Annotated in this window: 18 protein-coding genes and 1 pseudogene; 8 read left to right on the forward strand and 11 right to left on the reverse strand. The window is 61.8% G+C overall.

Annotated elements, in window-relative coordinates; genetic code table 11:
* Positions 1-4 precede the first annotated feature (4 nt).
* Entirely contained in the window at positions 5-976 is a 972-nt protein-coding gene (locus OH705_RS11530; RefSeq protein ID WP_267302245.1) for a hypothetical protein, read from the reverse strand.
* Positions 977-1,133: 157 nt separating this feature from the next.
* Positions 1,134-2,657 (reverse strand): fumarate hydratase, encoded by a 1,524-nt coding sequence (locus OH705_RS11535; RefSeq protein ID WP_023629003.1) that lies wholly within the window; start codon positions 2,655-2,657, stop codon positions 1,134-1,136.
* 292 nt (positions 2,658-2,949) lie between these two features.
* On the opposite strand from OH705_RS11535, the gene OH705_RS11540 reads away from it, so the two are divergent.
* Positions 2,950-3,870, forward strand: coding sequence for an iron-sulfur-binding ferredoxin reductase (locus OH705_RS11540; protein WP_267302246.1), 921 nt, complete (start codon positions 2,950-2,952; stop codon positions 3,868-3,870).
* A 93-nt stretch (positions 3,871-3,963) separates the two neighbouring features.
* Here the strand turns inward: OH705_RS11540 and pyk are convergent, their stop codons facing one another.
* Complete coding sequence (gene pyk / locus OH705_RS11545) at positions 3,964-5,418, reverse strand: pyruvate kinase (RefSeq protein WP_267302247.1); 1,455 nt, start codon at positions 5,416-5,418, stop codon at positions 3,964-3,966.
* A gap of 181 nt (positions 5,419-5,599) precedes the next feature.
* Between pyk and OH705_RS11550 the strand changes: the two genes are divergently transcribed.
* The 3 genes from OH705_RS11550 to sbcB all read left to right on the forward strand — a co-directional run bounded on the left by OH705_RS11550 (position 5,600) and on the right by sbcB (position 7,961).
* Positions 5,600-5,986 (forward strand): tetratricopeptide repeat protein, encoded by a 387-nt coding sequence (locus OH705_RS11550; protein WP_023631127.1) that lies wholly within the window; start codon positions 5,600-5,602, stop codon positions 5,984-5,986.
* Positions 5,987-6,109: 123 nt separating this feature from the next.
* Positions 6,110-6,469, forward strand: a complete 360-nt coding sequence (locus OH705_RS11555) for a PilZ domain-containing protein (RefSeq protein ID WP_023631126.1) — start codon at positions 6,110-6,112, stop codon at positions 6,467-6,469.
* A gap of 61 nt (positions 6,470-6,530) precedes the next feature.
* Positions 6,531-7,961: an exodeoxyribonuclease I gene (gene sbcB, locus OH705_RS11560; RefSeq protein ID WP_094010178.1), complete on the forward strand. Its 1,431-nt coding sequence runs from the start codon at positions 6,531-6,533 to the stop codon at positions 7,959-7,961.
* A 73-nt stretch (positions 7,962-8,034) separates the two neighbouring features.
* Here sbcB and mvaT read toward each other — a convergent pair whose 3' ends face one another.
* Positions 8,035-8,412 (reverse strand): histone-like nucleoid-structuring protein MvaT, encoded by a 378-nt coding sequence (gene mvaT / locus OH705_RS11565; RefSeq protein WP_094010177.1) that lies wholly within the window; start codon positions 8,410-8,412, stop codon positions 8,035-8,037.
* Between the two features lie 298 nt (positions 8,413-8,710).
* On the opposite strand from mvaT, the gene purU reads away from it, so the two are divergent.
* Together purU and OH705_RS11575 are read left to right on the forward strand one after the other, a co-directional pair.
* A complete protein-coding gene (gene purU, locus OH705_RS11570) occupies positions 8,711-9,562 on the forward strand; it encodes a formyltetrahydrofolate deformylase (RefSeq protein WP_094010176.1) in 852 nt (283 codons plus the stop codon).
* Positions 9,563-9,576: 14 nt separating this feature from the next.
* Positions 9,577-9,810 carry a hypothetical protein gene (locus tag OH705_RS11575; RefSeq protein WP_081941206.1) on the forward strand — a complete coding sequence of 78 codons (234 nt, stop codon included), beginning with the start codon at positions 9,577-9,579 and terminating at the stop codon, positions 9,808-9,810.
* Here the strand turns inward: OH705_RS11575 and OH705_RS11580 are convergent.
* From OH705_RS11580 to OH705_RS29285, 5 genes and pseudogenes are all read right to left on the reverse strand, one after another.
* Complete coding sequence (locus tag OH705_RS11580) at positions 9,716-10,708, reverse strand: lysylphosphatidylglycerol synthase transmembrane domain-containing protein (protein ID WP_094010175.1); 993 nt, start codon at positions 10,706-10,708, stop codon at positions 9,716-9,718. The genes OH705_RS11575 and OH705_RS11580 overlap by 95 nt on opposite strands.
* Positions 10,705-11,469, reverse strand: coding sequence for a DUF2334 domain-containing protein (locus OH705_RS11585; RefSeq protein ID WP_267302248.1), 765 nt, complete (start codon positions 11,467-11,469; stop codon positions 10,705-10,707). Before OH705_RS11585 ends, OH705_RS11580 begins: the two co-directional genes overlap by 4 nt.
* Positions 11,462-12,583 (reverse strand): glycosyltransferase family 4 protein, encoded by a 1,122-nt coding sequence (locus tag OH705_RS11590; RefSeq protein ID WP_267302249.1) that lies wholly within the window; start codon positions 12,581-12,583, stop codon positions 11,462-11,464. Before OH705_RS11590 ends, OH705_RS11585 begins: the two co-directional genes overlap by 8 nt.
* A gap of 143 nt (positions 12,584-12,726) precedes the next feature.
* Positions 12,727-13,491 carry a methyl-accepting chemotaxis protein gene (locus OH705_RS29280; RefSeq protein WP_371041571.1) on the reverse strand — a complete coding sequence of 255 codons (765 nt, stop codon included), beginning with the start codon at positions 13,489-13,491 and terminating at the stop codon, positions 12,727-12,729.
* 93 nt (positions 13,492-13,584) lie between these two features.
* Positions 13,585-14,601: pseudogene (locus OH705_RS29285) on the reverse strand (cache domain-containing protein); the annotation flags it as partial.
* A 171-nt stretch (positions 14,602-14,772) separates the two neighbouring features.
* Between OH705_RS29285 and OH705_RS11600 the strand changes: the two are divergent.
* On the forward strand, positions 14,773-16,248 hold the full coding sequence (locus OH705_RS11600; protein WP_267302250.1) for a helicase HerA-like domain-containing protein: 1,476 nt from the start codon (positions 14,773-14,775) through the stop codon (positions 16,246-16,248).
* Positions 16,249-16,349: 101 nt separating this feature from the next.
* On the opposite strand, the gene OH705_RS11605 is transcribed toward OH705_RS11600, so the two are convergent.
* Complete coding sequence (locus OH705_RS11605) at positions 16,350-17,822, reverse strand: inorganic phosphate transporter (protein ID WP_023629967.1); 1,473 nt, start codon at positions 17,820-17,822, stop codon at positions 16,350-16,352.
* A 76-nt stretch (positions 17,823-17,898) separates the two neighbouring features.
* On the opposite strand from OH705_RS11605, the gene OH705_RS11610 reads away from it, so the two are divergent.
* The gene (locus OH705_RS11610) at positions 17,899-18,111 is read left to right on the forward strand and encodes a hypothetical protein (protein WP_267302251.1); all 213 of its coding nucleotides are present in this window, start codon (positions 17,899-17,901) and stop codon (positions 18,109-18,111) included.
* Between the two features lie 23 nt (positions 18,112-18,134).
* Here OH705_RS11610 and OH705_RS11615 read toward each other — a convergent pair whose 3' ends face one another.
* Entirely contained in the window at positions 18,135-18,335 is a 201-nt protein-coding gene (locus tag OH705_RS11615; protein ID WP_023629966.1) for a hypothetical protein, read from the reverse strand.
* Positions 18,336-18,396 lie beyond the last annotated feature (61 nt).

The following is an 18,396-nucleotide window of genomic DNA, read 5'->3' on the forward strand; positions in this document are numbered from 1 at the left end:
AAGGTCAGGCGTTGTTCGCGTTTACCGTGAAGGACACATGTTTGCCTGCTTCTGCGACAGAGAACTCGACTTCATAGGCGTTGCCATGCTGGTCGATCACGTTCCAGATACTGCGCCTCGACTCGGAACTGCTGTAGTGGCGGTTATAGAAGCGCCTGGCGTACAGATGAATCAGCATGTGGCCAGGACGCTGGTGATAGGCTCGGTCTGAGTCTGGAGATTTCACCGTGAATGGCTGGCCTACCTCATAGACTGTTACCTTGCGGTGCTGGCTGTAGTCATTGGTGAGCTGGAACGAGATCAATGCGTGAGCCCAAGCGTTCATTTCATAGATGGCGTGAGAGGCCGGAGTGGCCAGTGCCCGGCTTTCGACCATCACGGTTCTCGGATCGGTAAATCCGAAGTAACCGGCGGTTTCTTCGAACTCATCATCCCAGTAATTCAGGTTCAAGCTCGGGAGCTTGTACTTGAGGGGGGACTCGACGCTCAGTTGGAAGAGGTCTTTGTGGGCCGGCACAGGCGCAATTGACTCAATAACGACCGACGACTTGAAGGGTTCGGCATTGGTGACGAAGAGATGATCTTCATCCATCCAGATCGCCGCGTGGATTTGGCTGAGCGTGCCTCCAGGACGCTTCGACGACACATAGAAACGTCGGTGAATGGCGTTGGAGGATGACGCCATCAGCGAGCTGGGTGCGCTGCCGCTGGCGTTATGGTAGACGAATCGCTCGTCGCGCTGCGTATGCGCGTACAGGTCCGGATGATCCAGTACTCGAGGATTGCCTTCGTCATCGATCTGGACCAGGGTTAGCGAGTTGAGACTTTCTCGAGAGATGGTCTGGCCGTTCCGAGGTTCAAGTGTGACTGTGATCTCCACCTGTTGGCGGCCATTGGCATAAACGCGACGGGAGTTGGAGGTGATATCCAGTTGGAAACGGCGTAGCCATTGATTGGCTTTTACGGTGTTGCTCATGAGGTCTGCCTCTGCAGGAGATGAGGCCTCATTTGAGTCGGAAATTACGCTTTGAGAGCAGTACATATTGCTGGCTGTAGGAGCCAGCATCAATTTCTTGCGAGCAAAAAAAACCGCTCCTCAAGGGAGCGGCTTGTTTCCTACTGCGGTGTAGACGTTACTTCACTTCCACCGCCAGGCTTTCGGCGATCTTGCTCTGCCACAGCGCAGGGCCGGTGATGTGCACCGATTCACCCTTGCTGTCCACCGCGACGGTGACCGGCATGTCCTTCACTTCGAACTCGTAGATCGCTTCCATACCCAGCTCGGCGAAGGCCAGGACCTTCGACTTGCGGATGGCCTGGGCCACCAGGTAGGCGGCGCCGCCGACGGCCATCAGGTACACGGCCTTGTTGTCCTTGATCGCCTCGATGGCGGTCGGGCCACGTTCGGACTTGCCGATCATGCCCAGCAGGCCGGTCTGTTCGAGGATCTGGCGGGTGAACTTGTCCATCCGCGTGGCGGTGGTCGGGCCTGCCGGGCCGACTACTTCGTCACCGACCGGGTCGACCGGGCCGACGTAGTAGATGAAGCGGCCTTTGAGGTCCACAGGCAGCTCTTCGCCACGGTTGAGCATCTCGACCATGCGCTTGTGCGCGGCGTCGCGGCCGGTGAGCATCTTGCCGTTGAGCAGGATGGTCTCGCCGGGCTGCCAGCTGGCAACCTCTTCCGGAGTGATCTCGTCGAGGTTCACGCGGCGAGCACTTGGGCCGGCTTCCCAGACGATTTCCGGGTAAGCGTCCAGCGACGGCGCTTCCAGCTCGGCAGGGCCGGAGCCGTCGAGCACGAAGTGGGCGTGACGGGTCGCGGCGCAGTTGGGGATCATGCACACCGGCAAGGAGGCGGCGTGGGTTGGGTAGTCCATGATCTTGACGTCGAGCACGGTGGTCAGGCCGCCGAGACCTTGGGCGCCGATACCCAACTGGTTGACCTTGTCGAACAGCTCCAGACGGATCTCTTCGATGCGATTTTGCGGGCCACGGGCTTTCAGCTCATGGATGTCGATGGATTCCATCAACACTTCCTTGGCCATCACCGCGGCCTTCTCGGCGGTGCCGCCGATGCCGATGCCGAGCATGCCGGGCGGGCACCAGCCAGCGCCCATGGTCGGCACGGTCTTGAGCACCCAGTCGACGATCGAGTCGGAGGGGTTGAGCATGGCCATCTTCGACTTGTTCTCCGAGCCGCCGCCCTTGGCTGCGACATCGACCTCGACCTTGTCGCCCGGGACGATGGAGTAGTGGATCACTGCCGGCGTGTTGTCCTTGGTGTTCTTGCGGGCACCGGCCGGGTCGGCCAGGATCGAGGCGCGCAGGACGTTCTCGGGCAGGTTATAGGCGCGGCGCACACCTTCGTTGATCATGTCGTCGACGCTCAGGGTGGCGCCGTCCCAGCGCACGTCCATGCCGACGCGCACGAATACGGTGACGATGCCGGTGTCCTGGCAGATTGGGCGGTGGCCGGTGGCGCACATGCGCGAGTTGATCAGGATCTGGGCGATCGAGTCACGCGCGGCAGGCGACTCTTCACGCAGGTAGGCCTCGTGCATCGCCTGGATGAAGTCGACGGGGTGGTAGTACGAAATGAATTGCAGGGCGTCGGCGACGCTCTGAATCAGGTCGTCTTGCTTGATCACGGTCATGCAGCGCGCTCCTCTTAAAGACGGGAACATTCGAAAAGGCATTCCGACAGTGCACACCTGTATGTCAGGAACGCCTGGCAAGGCGCCGGCTGGTCGGGCCGGCACAAAAAAGGCGCGGCAGTATACCGTGCCCCGCCTGCGGAAACACCTGCACGTGGTCTGGACCAAGGTCGGCAGGGAAGGGGCATCCTTTTTGCTGATGACATGCGATGCTGTTGTATCGGGAGCGTTTCGCCGGCAATGGGGCGCAAAGCGCCCCTGGAAAACCTTGAATCGAATGAGAAACCTGACCATGCCCGAACTTTGCGTGGGCGAGCGCCAATGGGCAGTGCCAAGCGGCAGCAATCTACTGGATGCCCTCAACGAGGCAGGCCTGGATGTGCCCTACAGCTGCCGCGCCGGCAGCTGCCACGCCTGCCTGGTACGTTGCCTCGATGGCCAGCCCGAGGATGCCAGGCCCGAGGCCCTGAGTGCGGCCCAGCGCGACGAGGGCTGGCGCCTGGCCTGCCAGTGCTCGGTGGCCAGCGACTTGCGGGTGGCGCTGTTCGATCCGCTGCAGGATGGCCTGCCAGCCACGGTGGTTGCACTGGATTGGTTCGGCGACGTGCTGCGCCTGCGTCTGCGCCCAGGCCGGACGCTACGCTACCAGGCTGGCCAGCATCTGGTGCTGTGGTGCGGCGATGTGGCCCGCCCCTACTCGCTGGCGAGCCTGCCGGCAGAGAATGAGGCGCTGGAGTTTCACCTGGATTGCAGCCGCCCCGGCGCGTTTTGCGACAGGGCCCGGCAGTTGCACGTAGGCGATGCGCTGAGGCTGGGTGAGCTGCGCGGCGGTGCACTGCACTACGACCCTGACTGGCAGGCGCGGCCTTTGTGGCTGCTGGCGGCGGGCACCGGGCTGGCGCCCTTGTGGGGTATCCTGCGCGAGGCCCTGCGTCAGGGGCATCACGGCGAAATTCGGCTGCTGCATGTGGCGCGCACGCCAGCCGGGCACTACTTGGCGGAGGCATTGCAGGCGGTGGACGGGGTGAAGGTGGAGTTGGTGCTGGTCGAGCAGTTGGATGAGGCGCTGGCCGGTTTGCGCCTGCCGTCGCGCCAGACCATGGCATTGCTGTGCGGGGCGCCGACAAGTGTCGAACGGTTCGCCCGGCGCCTGTTCATTGCCGGGGTACCGCGGAATCAGGTGTTGGCGGATGTGTTCACCGAGCATGCCTAGGCATTGAAAAATCGCGGGGCAAGCCTACTCCCACGCAGGTGATACCTGATGCGTGGGAGCGGGCTTGCCCCGCGATAGCGTTTTAACGCCAGATCAGCCGACCAGCGGATCACCGACATGCAGGATCTTCATGCCGTTGGTGCCACCGATGGTGTGGTAGCTGTCACCCTTGGTCAGGATGACCCAGTCGCCTTGCTCCACCAGGCCGCGCTTGAGCAGCTCGTCGACGGCCGCCTGGCTGACCTTGTCGGCCGGCAGCGACGCCGGGTCGAAGGCGATCGGGTAGACGCCGCGGAACATGTTGGCACGGGCCTGGGTGGCGCGGTGCGGCGACAGGGCGAAGATCGGCACGTGCGAACGCAGGCGCGACATGATCAGCGGGGTATAGCCACTTTCGGTGAGGGCGATGATCGCCTTGACGCCGGGGAAGTGGTTGGCGGTATACATGGCCGCCAGGGCGATGCTCTCGTCGCAGCGTTCGAAGGTGGTGTGCAGGCGGTGGCTGGACTTCTGGCTGGTCGGGTGCTTCTCGGCGCCCGAGCAGATACGGGCCATGGCCTGGACCGCCTCGATCGGGTAGCTGCCGGCGGCGCTCTCGGCCGAAAGCATCACCGCGTCGGTGTTGTCGAGCACGGCGTTGGCCACGTCCGACACTTCGGCGCGGGTCGGCATCGGGTTCTGGATCATCGACTCCATCATCTGGGTCGCCACGATCACCGCCTTGTTATTGCGGCGGGCGTGCTGGATGATCTTCTTCTGGATCGCGATCAGCTCGGCATCGCCGATTTCCACGCCCAGGTCGCCTCGGGCCACCATGACCGCGTCGGAGGCGAGAATCAGTTGGTCAAGGGTCTCGTCGTCGGCCACTGCTTCGGCGCGTTCGATCTTGGCCACCAGCCAGGCGCTGCCGCCGGCTTCGTCACGCAGCTTGCGGGCGTATTCCATGTCGCTGGCGTCGCGCGGGAACGACACGGCCAGGTAGTCCAGGTCCATTTCCGCGGCCAGCTTGATGTCGGCCTTGTCCTTCTCGGTCAGGGCCGGTGCGGTCAGGCCGCCACCTTTGCGGTTGATGCCTTTGTGGTCCGACAGCGGGCCGCCGATGATCACCACGCAGTGCAGGGCATCTGCGGTGGCCGTTTCGACGCGCATGACCACGCGGCCGTCGTCGAGCAGCAGCTCGTCACCGACGCCGCAGTCCTTGACCAGGTCGGGGTAGTCGATGCCGACGATATCCTGGTTGCCGTCGGTCAGCGGGTGAGCGGTGGAGAAGGTGAACTTGTCACCGACTTTCAGTTCGATGCGCTTGTTGGCGAATTTGGCGATGCGGATCTTCGGACCCTGCAGGTCGCCCAGCAGCGCGACATGGCGGCCGTTCTTGGCGGCGATGTCACGGATCAGGCGGGCGCGGGCCTTGTGCTCGTCCGGGGTGCCGTGGGAGAAGTTCAGGCGTGCCACGTCCAGGCCGGCGAGGATCAGCTGTTCGATCACTTCCGGCGAATTGCTGGCGGGGCCAAGGGTGGCGACGATTTTGGTACGGCGGATGGTCATGCACAGACTCCTATAGTGAAGCGCAGCGAAAGGCTACTCCTCAATTGCGTTGTAGTCATTGTTCCGTTGCACTACCTGCACGGTTGCGAGTATGGCGTTTGACCGGTCGCGATATGCTTGCAAAAGCCGGTGAAGATTTGTCGTGAAAGGCCGATACAGTGCCCATCAAAGGAGAATTTCCATGCGCACCCTGATCGTTTTGACCATGGCGGCCAGTGTCGTCGGCTGCACCCGCTGGTCCATGGACCACCACCTCAACAATGCCTATCGCGCCTATGACCGTGGCGATTGCGCGAAGGTGATGCTCGAGCTGTCGCAGGTCGACCGTACCAGCCGTGCCCGGCCGTTCATTCACCCGGAAGTGTCGCTGCTGCGTGGCCAGTGCCTTGAACGCCAGAAGCTCTACGTCGACGCGGCGCAGACCTACCAGTACCTGATCCAGCAGTACCCGCGCAATGAATACGCCTACCGCGCCCAGGCACGCCTGCAGACACTGGAGAAGCTCGGCCACCTGCGCGGCAGCGAAGCGGCGGTGGCCAGTCCGGTGAACACTACACCTTGGCGTTAATCCCAAGGTGTCGATGATTTCATGTAGTCCGTCCGTCGGACTGGGCTAATCTGTTGGAGAGTTGTAACGATCATCGCCAGTACCTTGTCTTCCTGGCTCCAGGTACAGGACTTCACTGCGATCATGTTTATCGAGCGACACATACAACGTCACCAGCTGCCTTGCGTGCTCAAGGTCTTCAACCGCTGCACCGACCAGCAAATCGGCTATCTGGGCAATGCCTCGGAAGACGGCCTGATGTTGATCAGCCAGTTGCCGGTGCTGGTGGGGCCGGACTTCGAGCTGCAATTGCGGGTTCCCCTGGCCGGCGGTGGCCTGCAGTTCATCAACCTCACTGCCAGTTGCCTGTGGTGTCGTGAAGACGAAACGCCCGGACATTTTGATGCCGGCTTCATGCTGCTGCAGGCCCCTCAGGAATATGATGAGTTCGTCCGCTCCCTGCGCGACTTCTTCAGCTTCCGGCCGATGAACGCCTCCGCGTGAGGCTGGCCCAGCCCTCACGCGTGCCGTTAGACTCTGGTCGACCTTGTTACAGGACGACCCCGTGAGCTCCAGCATCTTCTGGCACGACTACGAAACCACCGGCATCAATCCACGCTGCGACCGCCCACTGCAGGTGGCCGGCGTTCGCACCGACCTCGACCTCAACGAGATCGAGGCGCCTATCAGCGTCTATTGCCGTCCCTCCGACGATATCCTGCCGCACCCAGCGGCCTGCCTGGTGACCGGCATCACGCCGCAGCAGTTGGCCAGCCAGGGGCTGTGCGAGGCCGAATTCATGACGCTGATCCATGAGCAGCTGGCCCGGCCCGGCACTTGTGGCGCCGGCTACAATACGTTGCGCTTCGATGATGAGGTCACCCGCTATAGCCTCTACCGCAACTTCTTCGACCCCTATGCCCGTGAATGGCAGGGTGGCAACAGCCGCTGGGACTTGATCGATGTGGTGCGTACGGCCTATGCGCTGCGCCCGGAGGGCATCGTCTGGCCACAGCAGGATGGGCGCACCAGCTTGCGCCTGGAGCTGTTGAGCAAGGTCAATGGCATCGATCATGGCCATGCCCACGAAGCGCTTTCCGACGTGCGGGCGACCATTGCCCTGGCCCGGTTGATTCGTGACCGACAGCCCAGATTGTATGACTGGTTGTTCCAGTTGCGCAGCAAGCATAAGGTCATGGAGCAGATCCGCCTATTGCAGCCCCTGGTACATGTATCCGGACGTTTCTCGGCGCAGCGCAATTATATCGGTGTGGTGCTGCCATTGGCCTGGCACCCGCGTAATCGCAACGCGCTGATAGTCTGCGACTTGCAACAGGATAATTCGCCTCTGCTCCAGGAGAGTGCGCAAGCATTGCGTCAGCGTTTGTACACGCGGCATGAAGACATGGCCCAGGGCGAACTACCGGTACCGCTGAAGTTGGTACATATCAATCGCTGCCCGGTGCTGGCGCCGCTATCGGTACTGCGCCCAGCCGATCAACAACGGTTGGGGCTTGAATTGTCGGTGTTGCAGGCACGGGCGGAGCAGTTGGCCAATCAGCAGATGACCTGGCGAGACAAGCTGGACATCATCTATCAGGAAGAGGGCTTTGCTTCCAGCGAAGATCCGGAGCAACAGTTGTATGACGGTTTCCTCGGTGAACGGGACAAACGGCTGAGCGAACAAGTGCGGTGTACCGATCCGGCGCAATTGGCCAAGGGGCAGTGGATGTTCGATGATCCGCGCATGCCGGAATTGTTGTTCCGCTATCGGGCGCGAAACTTTTCCGAAACCCTTGATGAACAAGAGCGTGCACGGTGGCATGAGTTCTGTCAGCAACGTCTTACAAACCCTGCCTTTGGTGCGCCGAACACCCTGGCCAATTTCGAGCAGGCATGCCAAGCCAGCCTGGCAGACGCCAGCGAGGCGGGGCGCCAGGTACTGGAAGCCTGGCAGGGTCATATCCGACAACTGAAAGTGCAATATCTGCTTTGAAATGTGCAGATAAACAAAAACGCCGGCGAATGCCGGCGTTTTCATGTTCAAGCCAGTACGCGGGTCAAGCTTATCAGTCCAGCAGTGTGGCCCAGCTTTCGACGACGTCGCCGCCCCACTTGGCTTTCCACTCTTTCAGGGTCTTGTGGTTGCCACCCTTGGTTTCAATTACCTCGCCGTTGTGCGGGTTCTTGTATTGCTTGACCTTGCGCGCACGTTTGGTGCTGGTGGTCTTAACTGCGCCACGTGGCGTCTTGCTCAGTTTGCTTTCCGGATCGAGCAGCGCGATCACGTCACGTAGCGATTTGCCATTTTCGGCCATCAGTTCGCGCAGCTTCTTCTCGAACTCCAGCTCTTTTTGCAGTTTGCCGTCCTGCGACAGATTGGCCAGACGGGCCTGGAGTTCCTTGATAGCTTCTTCGGTGGCGCGGTACTCGTTGATCAGGGACATGATGTGTTCCTTAATGCATGTTCGGAGAGAGACAGTAGGGCAATAATAGACAGACGAAACTCTCAAGTAAACAATTTAAAATTCAAGACTCAATTAATAGTAGGGCACGACTTCCCTGACGTTAGGTTAAGAAAAATTTACAATTTTCTTGAGCCAATGCCGATTTGCCCTTGGGAAATAGCAATTGGACCTGCGCGATCAAGCCTCCCGGCCAAGCCGCTCAGGTAAAGATGCTTACTGCGTTTTTCTCGCCAGGTCGCTAGAATATGCGCCTTTGCGAAGTTCTGGAGTCTCCCTCATGCGCACCTATCGACTGGTGATTGCCTGCCCCGACCGTGTCGGCATCGTGGCAAAAGTCAGTAATTTCCTGGCCCTTTACAATGGCTGGATCAATGAAGCCAGCCACCATTCCGATGAACAGAGCGGTTGGTTCTTCATGCGTCATGAGATCCGTGCCGAATCTCTCCCTTTCGGTATAGAGGCCTTCCGCGAGGCATTTGCCCCGATCGCCGAAGAATTTTCGATGACCTGGCGGATCACCGATTCGGCACAGAAGAAACGTGTGGTGCTCATGGCCAGCCGTGAGTCACATTGCCTGGCAGACCTGCTGCACCGTTGGCATACCGACGAGCTTGACTGCGAGATCCCCTGCGTTATCTCCAACCATGATGACCTGCGAAGCATGGTCGAATGGCATGGCATTCCGTTCCACCATGTACCGGTCGACCCGAAGGACAAGCAGCCGGCATTCGCCGAGGTATCGCGCCTGGTCGAGGAATACGGCGCCGATGCCGTGGTGCTGGCGCGCTACATGCAGATCCTGCCACCGCAGCTGTGCCAGGCATATGCGGAAAAAGTCATCAACATCCACCATAGCTTCCTGCCGTCGTTCGTGGGCGCCAAGCCTTATCACCAGGCGGCGTTGCGTGGCGTGAAACTGATCGGCGCGACCTGCCACTACGTGACCGAGGAGCTGGACGCAGGCCCCATCATTGAGCAGGATGTGGTGCGTGTCAGCCATGCCGACAGCATCGAGGACATGGTCCGCTTCGGTCGTGACGTGGAGAAAATGGTCCTGGCCCGTGGCCTGCGTTATCACCTGGAAGACCGCGTGCTGGTGCACGGCAACAAGACTGTTGTGTTCAACTGACACGGGGCCGGCAAATGGCGGATCCACGTGACAAGGCCGGCGCTTCGGCGCCACCAACCTTGGGCGAGGGCTGCCTGGCCCGTTTCGATCCCGAAGCGTTGAGCGATGATGACGGCACCGAGTTCGCGGGTGCCGCCGAACTCTGGAGGCGGCTCAATCCGCCTGTCGGCGCCGACGATCCAGCAGTGGACGCGCCAGCAGATAAAGGAATACCGGCCCCCCGGCCAGCAGGTAAAAGTAGTAGGTAACCGCGCGCCAAATGAGGATCGCCGCGGCTGCCGTCGAGCTTCCTACCAGCGGTGACAGCAAGGCCGCCGAGGTCAGCTCCGCCGCGCCCGCGCCGCCCGGCAGCAGGCTGAACTGCCCTGCACTGAGCGACAGCATCTGCACCAGGAAGCTCGGAATCCACGCCAGGTCGACGCCCAACCCCCGCAGCACCAGATAGAGCACGCTGTAGCGCAGGCACCAGTGCGCGCAAGTGAGGAAGAACACCGCCGCCAGCCTGCGCCGTGGCATGCGCAAGGTATCCGCCAGGGCATGGGCAAAGCGCAGTACCTTGCGCGCCCAGCGCAGCCTGCGTTGCGATGTCACGCCCAAGCGGCGCAGCAGCCGGCCATTGCCACGCATCACCGCGTGCCGATAGCGCACCAGCAGGACGATCACGGTCAAGGCGATACACAGCAGCAAGGCGCTGCCCATCAACATGTGTGCCTGGCTCTGGCCAAGACGATGGAACAGGGCATAGGCGGCGATCGCCAGCATGGCGCAGAAGAAGAACAAGAGGTCGTTCAACTGGTCCATGGCGAACACCGCGCCGCTCCGTGATGGAGCAATACGCTCGCGTGCCAGCAACGTCATCAGGGTAAGCGGGCCGCCGGTGCCCCCGGGGGTGGTGCAGATGGCGAACTCGGTGGCGATGATCACCCCAAGGCTACGCATCCGGCCCACCTGGGCGCCTTGCTCGCCGAGCAGCAGGCGCAGGCGGATGGCATTGATCGCCCAACACAGCAGGATCATGCCGAGCAGCAACATCATCAGCCCGGGTGCGAAAGACTGGAGCCGGGGGAGCAGCTCGCTGCCACCAAGCAAGGCGGGCACCAGCACCGCCAGCAGCAATGCCAGGCCGAGCCAGCCCAGGCGGGTCATGGGGTGGCCTGGCGCTCCAGCCAGGCCGACTTGGTCAGTGGCTCACGGCCTTGCTCCAGCAGTTGCCGCAGGGTCTGGAGCCAGTAGTTGCGCGCGCTGGAGTGTCGCATGTCGACCGGATGCAGGCCTAGTCGCAGGGTGTCGGCCTCACGCCAGCGTCGGCGTTGCCAGTCGCTGACCACCCTCGACAGCCCGCGGCGCCAGGCGCTGCGGGCGCTCCATACCAATCCGGGGGCAGCGAAGGCGGTGAAATCGGGTAGCCGGTACAGGTGCCTTGGCGTGCTGGTGTAGCGTAGCGGCAGTTGGCGCAGCGCCGCGCGCGTGCCTTCGCTCATCAGCCAGGCAGGGGCGACGAAGCCTGCCACTGGCCAGCCCTGTTGCCCGAACAGCGTCAGCCCGGCTTGCAGGCGCTGTAGTGCGCTGGCCTGGTCCAGGCTGTGAAACTCGCCTTCGTGGGTGTAGATTCGGCGCTCGACGTATTCGCGCGGCCCGCGTGGCGGAGGACCGTCGTCGGCATGATAGTAGCCGTGCAGGGCCAGTTCGTCACCACGAGCCAAGCGCCGTTCGAGCAGGCGGCAAAACTCGGGCGAACGCGTGAGTGGGTTGCGATGGTGGAAGTCCGGAACTACCAGCCAGGTCATGGGCACGCCACCCATGTCGTCGATCGCCTGGACGAAGGGTTGGTAATCCGGCCAGGTTTCCGGCGCCACATCGTGTAGCACCAGCATCAGGCTGCGGTTGGCCAATAGGGTCTCAGCCATGGGCGCGTACCGGCAGCGAATGGCCGAGCACTGCCTGATAGTGCTGAAGCAGGCCATTGACAACGTTGTCCCAGCTGTAATGACGCTCCACGTGTTGACGCGCCTGGCTGCCAAGCGCGCGCACGCCGCTGTCGAAGATCTCGCGCACGGCATTGGCCATGGCCCTGCCATCGTTGGGCAGGCACAGGCGGCCGCACTGCTCGCCGACGATCTCGCCGAAGGCGCCGGCGCGCACAGCCACTACCGGTGTCCCACTGGCCATGGCCTCGAGAATCACCAGGCCGAAGGTTTCCTGATCGCCGGCATGTACCAGCAGGTCGGCGCTGGCCAGAAGCCGGGCGACCTCGTCGGGTGGGCAGAAGTGGTCGATCACGCTGACATTGCCTGGCACCCCGGCCGGCATGTTCGAACCGACCAGAAGCAGGTGGTAAGGCTGTCCGAGCAGCTGCATGCAGTCCAGCAGCACCGGCAGGTTCTTTTCCCGCGAACCGCGGCCGGCGAAGACCAGCAGGCGACTATTATCAGCGATGCCCAGTTCACGGCGCAGGCCTGGGTCGTGCTTGTCGGGGTGAAATTGCACCAAATCTACCCCTAGCCGCTGCACATGGACATTCTCGACACCCAGCCTGCGCAGCTTGTCGGCCATCACTTGGCTGGGCGCCAGTACCCGGTCGAAATGTCCATAGAGTTTGCTGACGTAGGCCTCTACATTGGGGGTGAACCAACTGCCCATGCGATTGCTCACCAGTAGTGGCAGGTCGGAGTGATAGAAGCCGATCACCGGCACATCAAGCTGGCGCCGTGCCTCCAGGGCCGCCCAGGCGGTGAGGTAGGGATCGCCAACTTCGATCAGGTCGGGTTGCAGACGACGCAGTTCCTTGCACCAGGGGGCCAGACGCACCGGGAAACGGTAGCCGTTGCCGAATGGCAGGGGCGGCGCTGGAACATGGTAGACGCCGTTGACCTGGCTGGCGCTGGCGCCAGGAATCAACAGGCTGTGGCGAACGCCAGGCATGGCGTCTAGACGGCGATGTTTGGCATCAAGATAGGTTCGTACGCCGCCGCTGGCTGGGGCATAGAACATGGTGATGTCGGCGATGTGCACGATCAGCATCCCTCCGGGATCGTCCTCGGTGTGTCATCAGGCGGTAAAGGGCCGGCGATGACGCGCCTTAGGGTTGACCTTCTTGGAGGATAGTTTGTTCGATCAGGGTTTGGCTGGGCCCGCTCCCACGCAGGGTGGGAGCGGGTGAAGGGTCAGATGCGGAAGCTGCCGACCAGATGTTTGAGGCGACCGGCCTGCTGCTCCAGGTCCGAACAGGCGCGCAGGGTGGCCTGCAGGTTCTCGACGCCTTCCTGATTGAGCATGTTGATCTCGTTGATGTCCATGTTGATCGAATCGACCACGGCAGTCTGTTCTTCGGTCGCGGTGGCCACCGACTGGTTCATGCCGTCGATCTCGCCGATGCGCTGGGTGACGCTGCCCAGGCGCTCACCGGCCTGATTGGCGATGTCCATGCTGTCCTGGCTGTGGCGCTGGCTCTGGCCCATGGTGTCCACCGACTCGCGGGCGCCGACCTGCAGCTCCTCGATCATGGTCTGCACCTGTTGCGCCGACTCCTGGGTGCGGTGCGCCAGGTTGCGTACCTCGTCGGCGACCACGGCGAAACCACGGCCGGCCTCGCCAGCGCGGGCAGCCTCGATGGCGGCGTTGAGGGCAAGCAGGTTGGTTTGCTGGGAAATGCTGGTGATCACCTCGAGGATCTGGCCGATGTTCACGGTCTTGTTGTTCAGCGTCTCGATATGCTCACTGGAGGTGACGATCAGGTCCGAGAGACGGTTCATCGCATCGATGTTGCGCTGCACCACCTGCTGGCCTTCCTCTGCCAGCAGACGAGCGGAACTGGCGTGCTGCGAGGCCTGGGCGGCATTGCCGGCGATCTCCTGGGCAGCGGCGCCGAGCTGGTTGATGGCGGCGGCGACGCTGTTGGTGCGGTTGGACTGCTCGTCGGAGTTGGCCATCGATGAGTTCGAGGCGCTGATGACCCGCAATGCCACTTCGTTGACCTGTTCGGTGGCCGATGACACTTCACGGATCGAGCCATGGATGCGTTCGACGAAGCGGTTGAAGGCGGTGCCGAGGATGCCGAACTCGTCGTGATTGTGGATTTCCAGGCGGCGGGTCAGGTCGCCTTCGCCTTCGGCGATGTTCGACATTGCACGGGTCATGGTGTGCAACGGCTGCATCAGTACGCGGATCAACAGGCCGAGCAGGGCGATGATGATCACTACCGCAACCACTGTGGCGATCACCGCCGAGGTGCGGAAGGTGCTGAGCATCGAGAAAGCCTTGTCCTTGTCCACCGACAGGCCGATGTACCAGTTGGCCGACGGCAGGCCTTTGACCGGGGTGAAGGTCAGCAGCCGGGTTTCGCCATTGAGCGTCACTTCGGTCAGCTCGCTGGATAGCCGCGGTGTGTTCTGTGGGAACAGGTCCGATAGCGACTTCATCACCAGGTTCTTGTCCGGGTGCACCAGGATCTTGCCTTGGTCATTGACCAGGAAGGCATAGCCCATGCCGCCGAAGTTCAGCGAGTTGATGATCTCCACCAGGCCGTCGAGGGCTAGGTCGCCACCGACCACACCCACCGAGCGCGAGGCGGTGCTGATGATCGAAATGACCATCTTGTTGGTGGCCATGTCGATGTAGGGTTCAGTGAGGATCGGGCCGCTGGCGTTCAGGCCGTCCTTGTACCAGGGCCGCACGCGCGGGTCGTAGCCGTCGGGCATCTTGGTGTCCGGGCGTACGGTGAATGTCCCGTCAGGCTGGCCCAGGTAGATGGTCAGGAAGCTCGAAGTGAGGGCGTTCTGGCCCAGCAGTGTGCCGGTGTTCTGTGGGAACTGTGCGAGGTTCTGGGCGACGTTGTCGACCAGTTTGATGCGTCCTTCGAACAGGTTGCGGATGTTGGTGGAGGTCGATTCACCCATCTCGGCCAGGTAGTTCTCCAGGTCTTCGCGAATGGCATTACGCTGGAGATAGTCGTTGTACAGGGTGAACAGGCTGAAGGCGAGTATCACGATCAGTGATGCCGCCAGAAGAATCTTGTGGCTGAAACGAAGGCTTTTGTTCATAACGTGATCGTGTCCGCTAAGGTTTTTATCGGGTCGTTCGCACAAAGCACGGCTGGAAAACAGTGCAACAATTCCCGTGGGTCCTTTTCGGGTTGTTACTGTCTTTCTGGTAAGAGTCACTCTGAACTATCGGCTGTAACGCGGCAGAACTTGAGTGGGGGATGAAAGAAGATGTCAGATTTCTTACGAATGGTTGTAGGTGCAAGCCCGGATGGTCAGCCCATAACCCAAGCCATGCGCCTGGCCAACCGGCATGGCCTGGTGGCCGGTGCCACGGGGACTGGCAAGACGGTTACCCTGCAACATCTCGCCGAGCTGTTCAGTGACGCCGGGGTGGCGGTTTTTGCCGCGGATGTGAAGGGCGACCTGTGTGGTCTCGGGGCGGCGGGTGCGCCGCAGGGAAAGGTGGCTGAGCGGATTGCCGGGATGCCCTGGCTGAATCACACGCCCCAAGGCTACCCGGTGACCCTTTGGGATGTCGCGGGCCAATCAGGGCATCCCCTGCGTACCACCTTGAGTGAAATGGGGCCGCTGCTGCTGGGCAATCTGCTGGAGCTTACCGACAGCCAGCAGGCGGCCTTGTATGCGGCGTTCAAGGTAGCCGACCGTGAGGGCTTGCTGTTGCTCGACCTGAAGGACCTCAAGGCCCTGCTCGCGCACCTCAAGGAAAACCCGCAATTGCTGGGGGAGGACGGCGCGTTGATGACCAGTGCTTCCACGCAGGCTCTCTTGCGCCGGCTGGCGACCCTGGAGCAACAAGGGGCCGAGGCATTGTTCGGCGAACCGGCGGTGCAGCTCGAAGACCTGCTGCGCCCCGAGGGCGACGGGCGCGGCCGCATCCACCTGCTCGATGCCAGCCGCTTGGTACATGATGCCCCCAAGGTCTATGCGACGTTCCTGCTGTGGCTGCTGGCAGAACTGTTCGAGCAACTACCGGAGCGCGGCGATGCCGACAAACCTGTGCTGGCGTTATTCTTCGATGAGGCGCACCTGCTGTTCAACGGCACGCCCAAAGCGTTGCAGGACCGCCTGGAGCAAGTGGTGCGGCTGATCCGCTCCAAGGGCGTGGGGGTGTATTTCGTCACTCAGTCGCCGGGGGATCTGCCGGATGCGGTATTGGCCCAGTTGGGCTTGCGCATCCAGCATGGCCTGCGCGCCTTCACCGCCAAGGAGCAGAAATCATTGCGTGCAGTGGCTGATGGGTTTCGGCCGAACCCGGCGTTCGACAGTTTGGCGGTGCTTACCGAGCTCGGTATCGGCGAAGCCCTGGTCGGCACCTTGGAAGAGAAGGGCACGCCAGCCATGGTTCAGCGGGTGTTGATCGCGCCGCCACAGTCGCGGATCGGACCCTTGAGCGTGGCTGAGCGCAGTGCGCTGATCGCGGCGTCGCCGTTGGCGGGGCGTTATGACAAGCCGATCGACCGTGAGTCGGCCTATGAAATGCTCACGCAGCGCAAGGGCGCGCCGGTGGAGCCGGTTCCCCAGTCCAAGGCCGGGGAAGACAGCTTTGCCGACAAGGCCGGCGAGTTCCTGCAGAGCGCGGCGGGGCAGGCGATCAAGTCGGCGGTGCGCCAAGCGGCCAATCAGTTGGGGCGCCAGTTGGTGCGGGGGTTGATGGGGTCGCTGCTGGGCGGGAAGAAACGTTAAGCCTTATTGGGCTAAACGCGGAGAAAATCGCATCGGCGCACCGCCGCTCCCACGAAAAAGGCGCCCTGTAAGGGGCGCCTTTTTCAGTACTGCATCAGCACTCAGCTAATGGCCTTGGTGGCCAGCCAGAACAGGCCGGCTGCCAGGCCCATCGACGCCGGCAGGGTGAGCACCCAGGCCAGCAGGATGGTTTTCACGGTGCCGCCTTGCAGGCCGCTCTTGTTGGCAACCATGGTACCGGCCACGCCGGACGACAGTACGTGGGTGGTGGACACCGGCAGGCTGAATACGTTGGCCATGCCGATGGCGCAGGCCGCGGTGATCTGGGCCGACATGCCCTGGGCATAGGTCATGCCCTGCTTGCCGATCTTCTCGCCAACGGTCAGCACCACGCGTTTCCAGCCGACCATGGTGCCCAGGCCCAGGGCCAGGGCGACGGCGACGATCACCCAGAACGGGGCGTATTCGGTGGTGGCGGTCAGGTCCTTGCGCAGTTTATCCAGGTCAGCCTTTTCACGAGGCTCCAGGCCAGGCAGCTTGCCGACCTTCTTCGCCGTGTCGTCCAGGCACAGCAGGTAGCGGCGCACTTCGACGCGCTTCTCGGCGCTCAGGGCGCGATAGTCGGTCACACCGGCGAGCGACGATTGCAGCGCGGCGATGGTGGGCTCGGTCTGCTGTGGATTGCAGCTGAACTGCTCCGGCAGGTCGCTTGCCTGCGCCTTGCCCAGCGCCAGGAACTCGCCAAGGGTGGCGGCGTTGCGCTGGTAGAACTGGCTCAGGTGCAAGGTGGCGTCACGGGTGCGCTCGATCTGGTAGGTGGTGCTGTTCAGGTCGAGGACGAACTTGGCCGGGACGATACCGATCAGTACCAGCATGATCAGGCCGATGCCTTTTTGGCCATCGTTGGAGCCGTGTACGAAGCTCACACCCATGGCCGAGATCACCAGCACCAGGCGGTTCCAGAACGGCGGGTGCTTCTTGTCGTCAAGCTTGCGGCGCTGGTCAGGGGTCTTGTGCATCTTCGACAGCGGGCGCCACCATTTCAGGCCAATCAGCACCAGGGCGGCGACAGCAAAGCCGGCCATTGGCGAGAGCACCAGGGACATGGCGATATCAATGGCCTTCTGCCAGTTGACGCCGTCACCCAGCGGAATGTCGCTGAGCAGGGCGTTGGCCAGGCCGACCCCGAGAATCGAGCCGATCAGGGTGTGCGAGCTGGACGCTGGAATGCCGAAGTACCAGGTGCCCAGGTTCCAGGTGATGGCGGCGGCCAGCAACGAGAAAACCATGGCCAGGCCGTGGCCGGTGTTCACATTGATCAGCAGTTCGACCGGCAGCAGGTGGACGATGGCATAGGCCACCCCGACACCACCGAGCAGAACGCCGAGGAAGTTGAACACGCCAGAGAAGAACACGGCGAGGTGCGGTGGCATGGCCTTGGTATAGATGACGGTGGCTACCGCGTTGGCGGTGTCATGAAAGCCATTGATGAACTCGAAGGCGAGCACGAAGGTCAGAGCGAGCGTCAGGCTCACGATAACCCAGGCATCCAGTCCGCTGAATAAATCGATCATGAAGGTTGTCTGGCGGTCTTAGGGGGGGCGGATTATGCCAGAAAACGATGGCAATCGATGCACCTGCGGCTGACCGATGGCAGGCAAATGCCAACATGGCACAAGCAGCCAGGTGCCGGGTAATCGCAAAAAAACGCCGTTAAAAATCGATAAAATTCAGAAAAATCAGCTATTTGAGGTGATTTTTACTGGGCTTGCGCAATTAAAACGACTGTATGAAATTTGTGTGATTCCATTTCATATCACAGGTTTTTGCTCACCCGGCTGGCTTCAGACCCTTCCTGGGTGATAGCGCATTGGCATCGATCGGCTTCAGTTGTCGTCGCTGCGCAGTTCCTTTTCGATCTTCTCGATTTCCTGGGCGAACGCTTGGTCGAGAACGCTGGCACGTTTACGCCAGGGCTTGCGTTCCGGATCGGGTTGCGCGGCATAGGTGGTGACTTCACCACCGTAAACATCCTTGTAACGTTCAGCCTGGCGCTCGAGTTCCGCGCGCAGTTCTTCTTTCGTCACAGTAATACCTGATTAGGTTGAAGTTGGGCGTCAGCCTTTAAATACACACGCAGAATGCGGA

It is taken from the genome of Pseudomonas sp. BJa3 (genome assembly GCF_026343815.1).
In the GTDB taxonomy this organism is placed as follows: domain Bacteria; phylum Pseudomonadota; class Gammaproteobacteria; order Pseudomonadales; family Pseudomonadaceae; genus Aquipseudomonas; species Aquipseudomonas soli.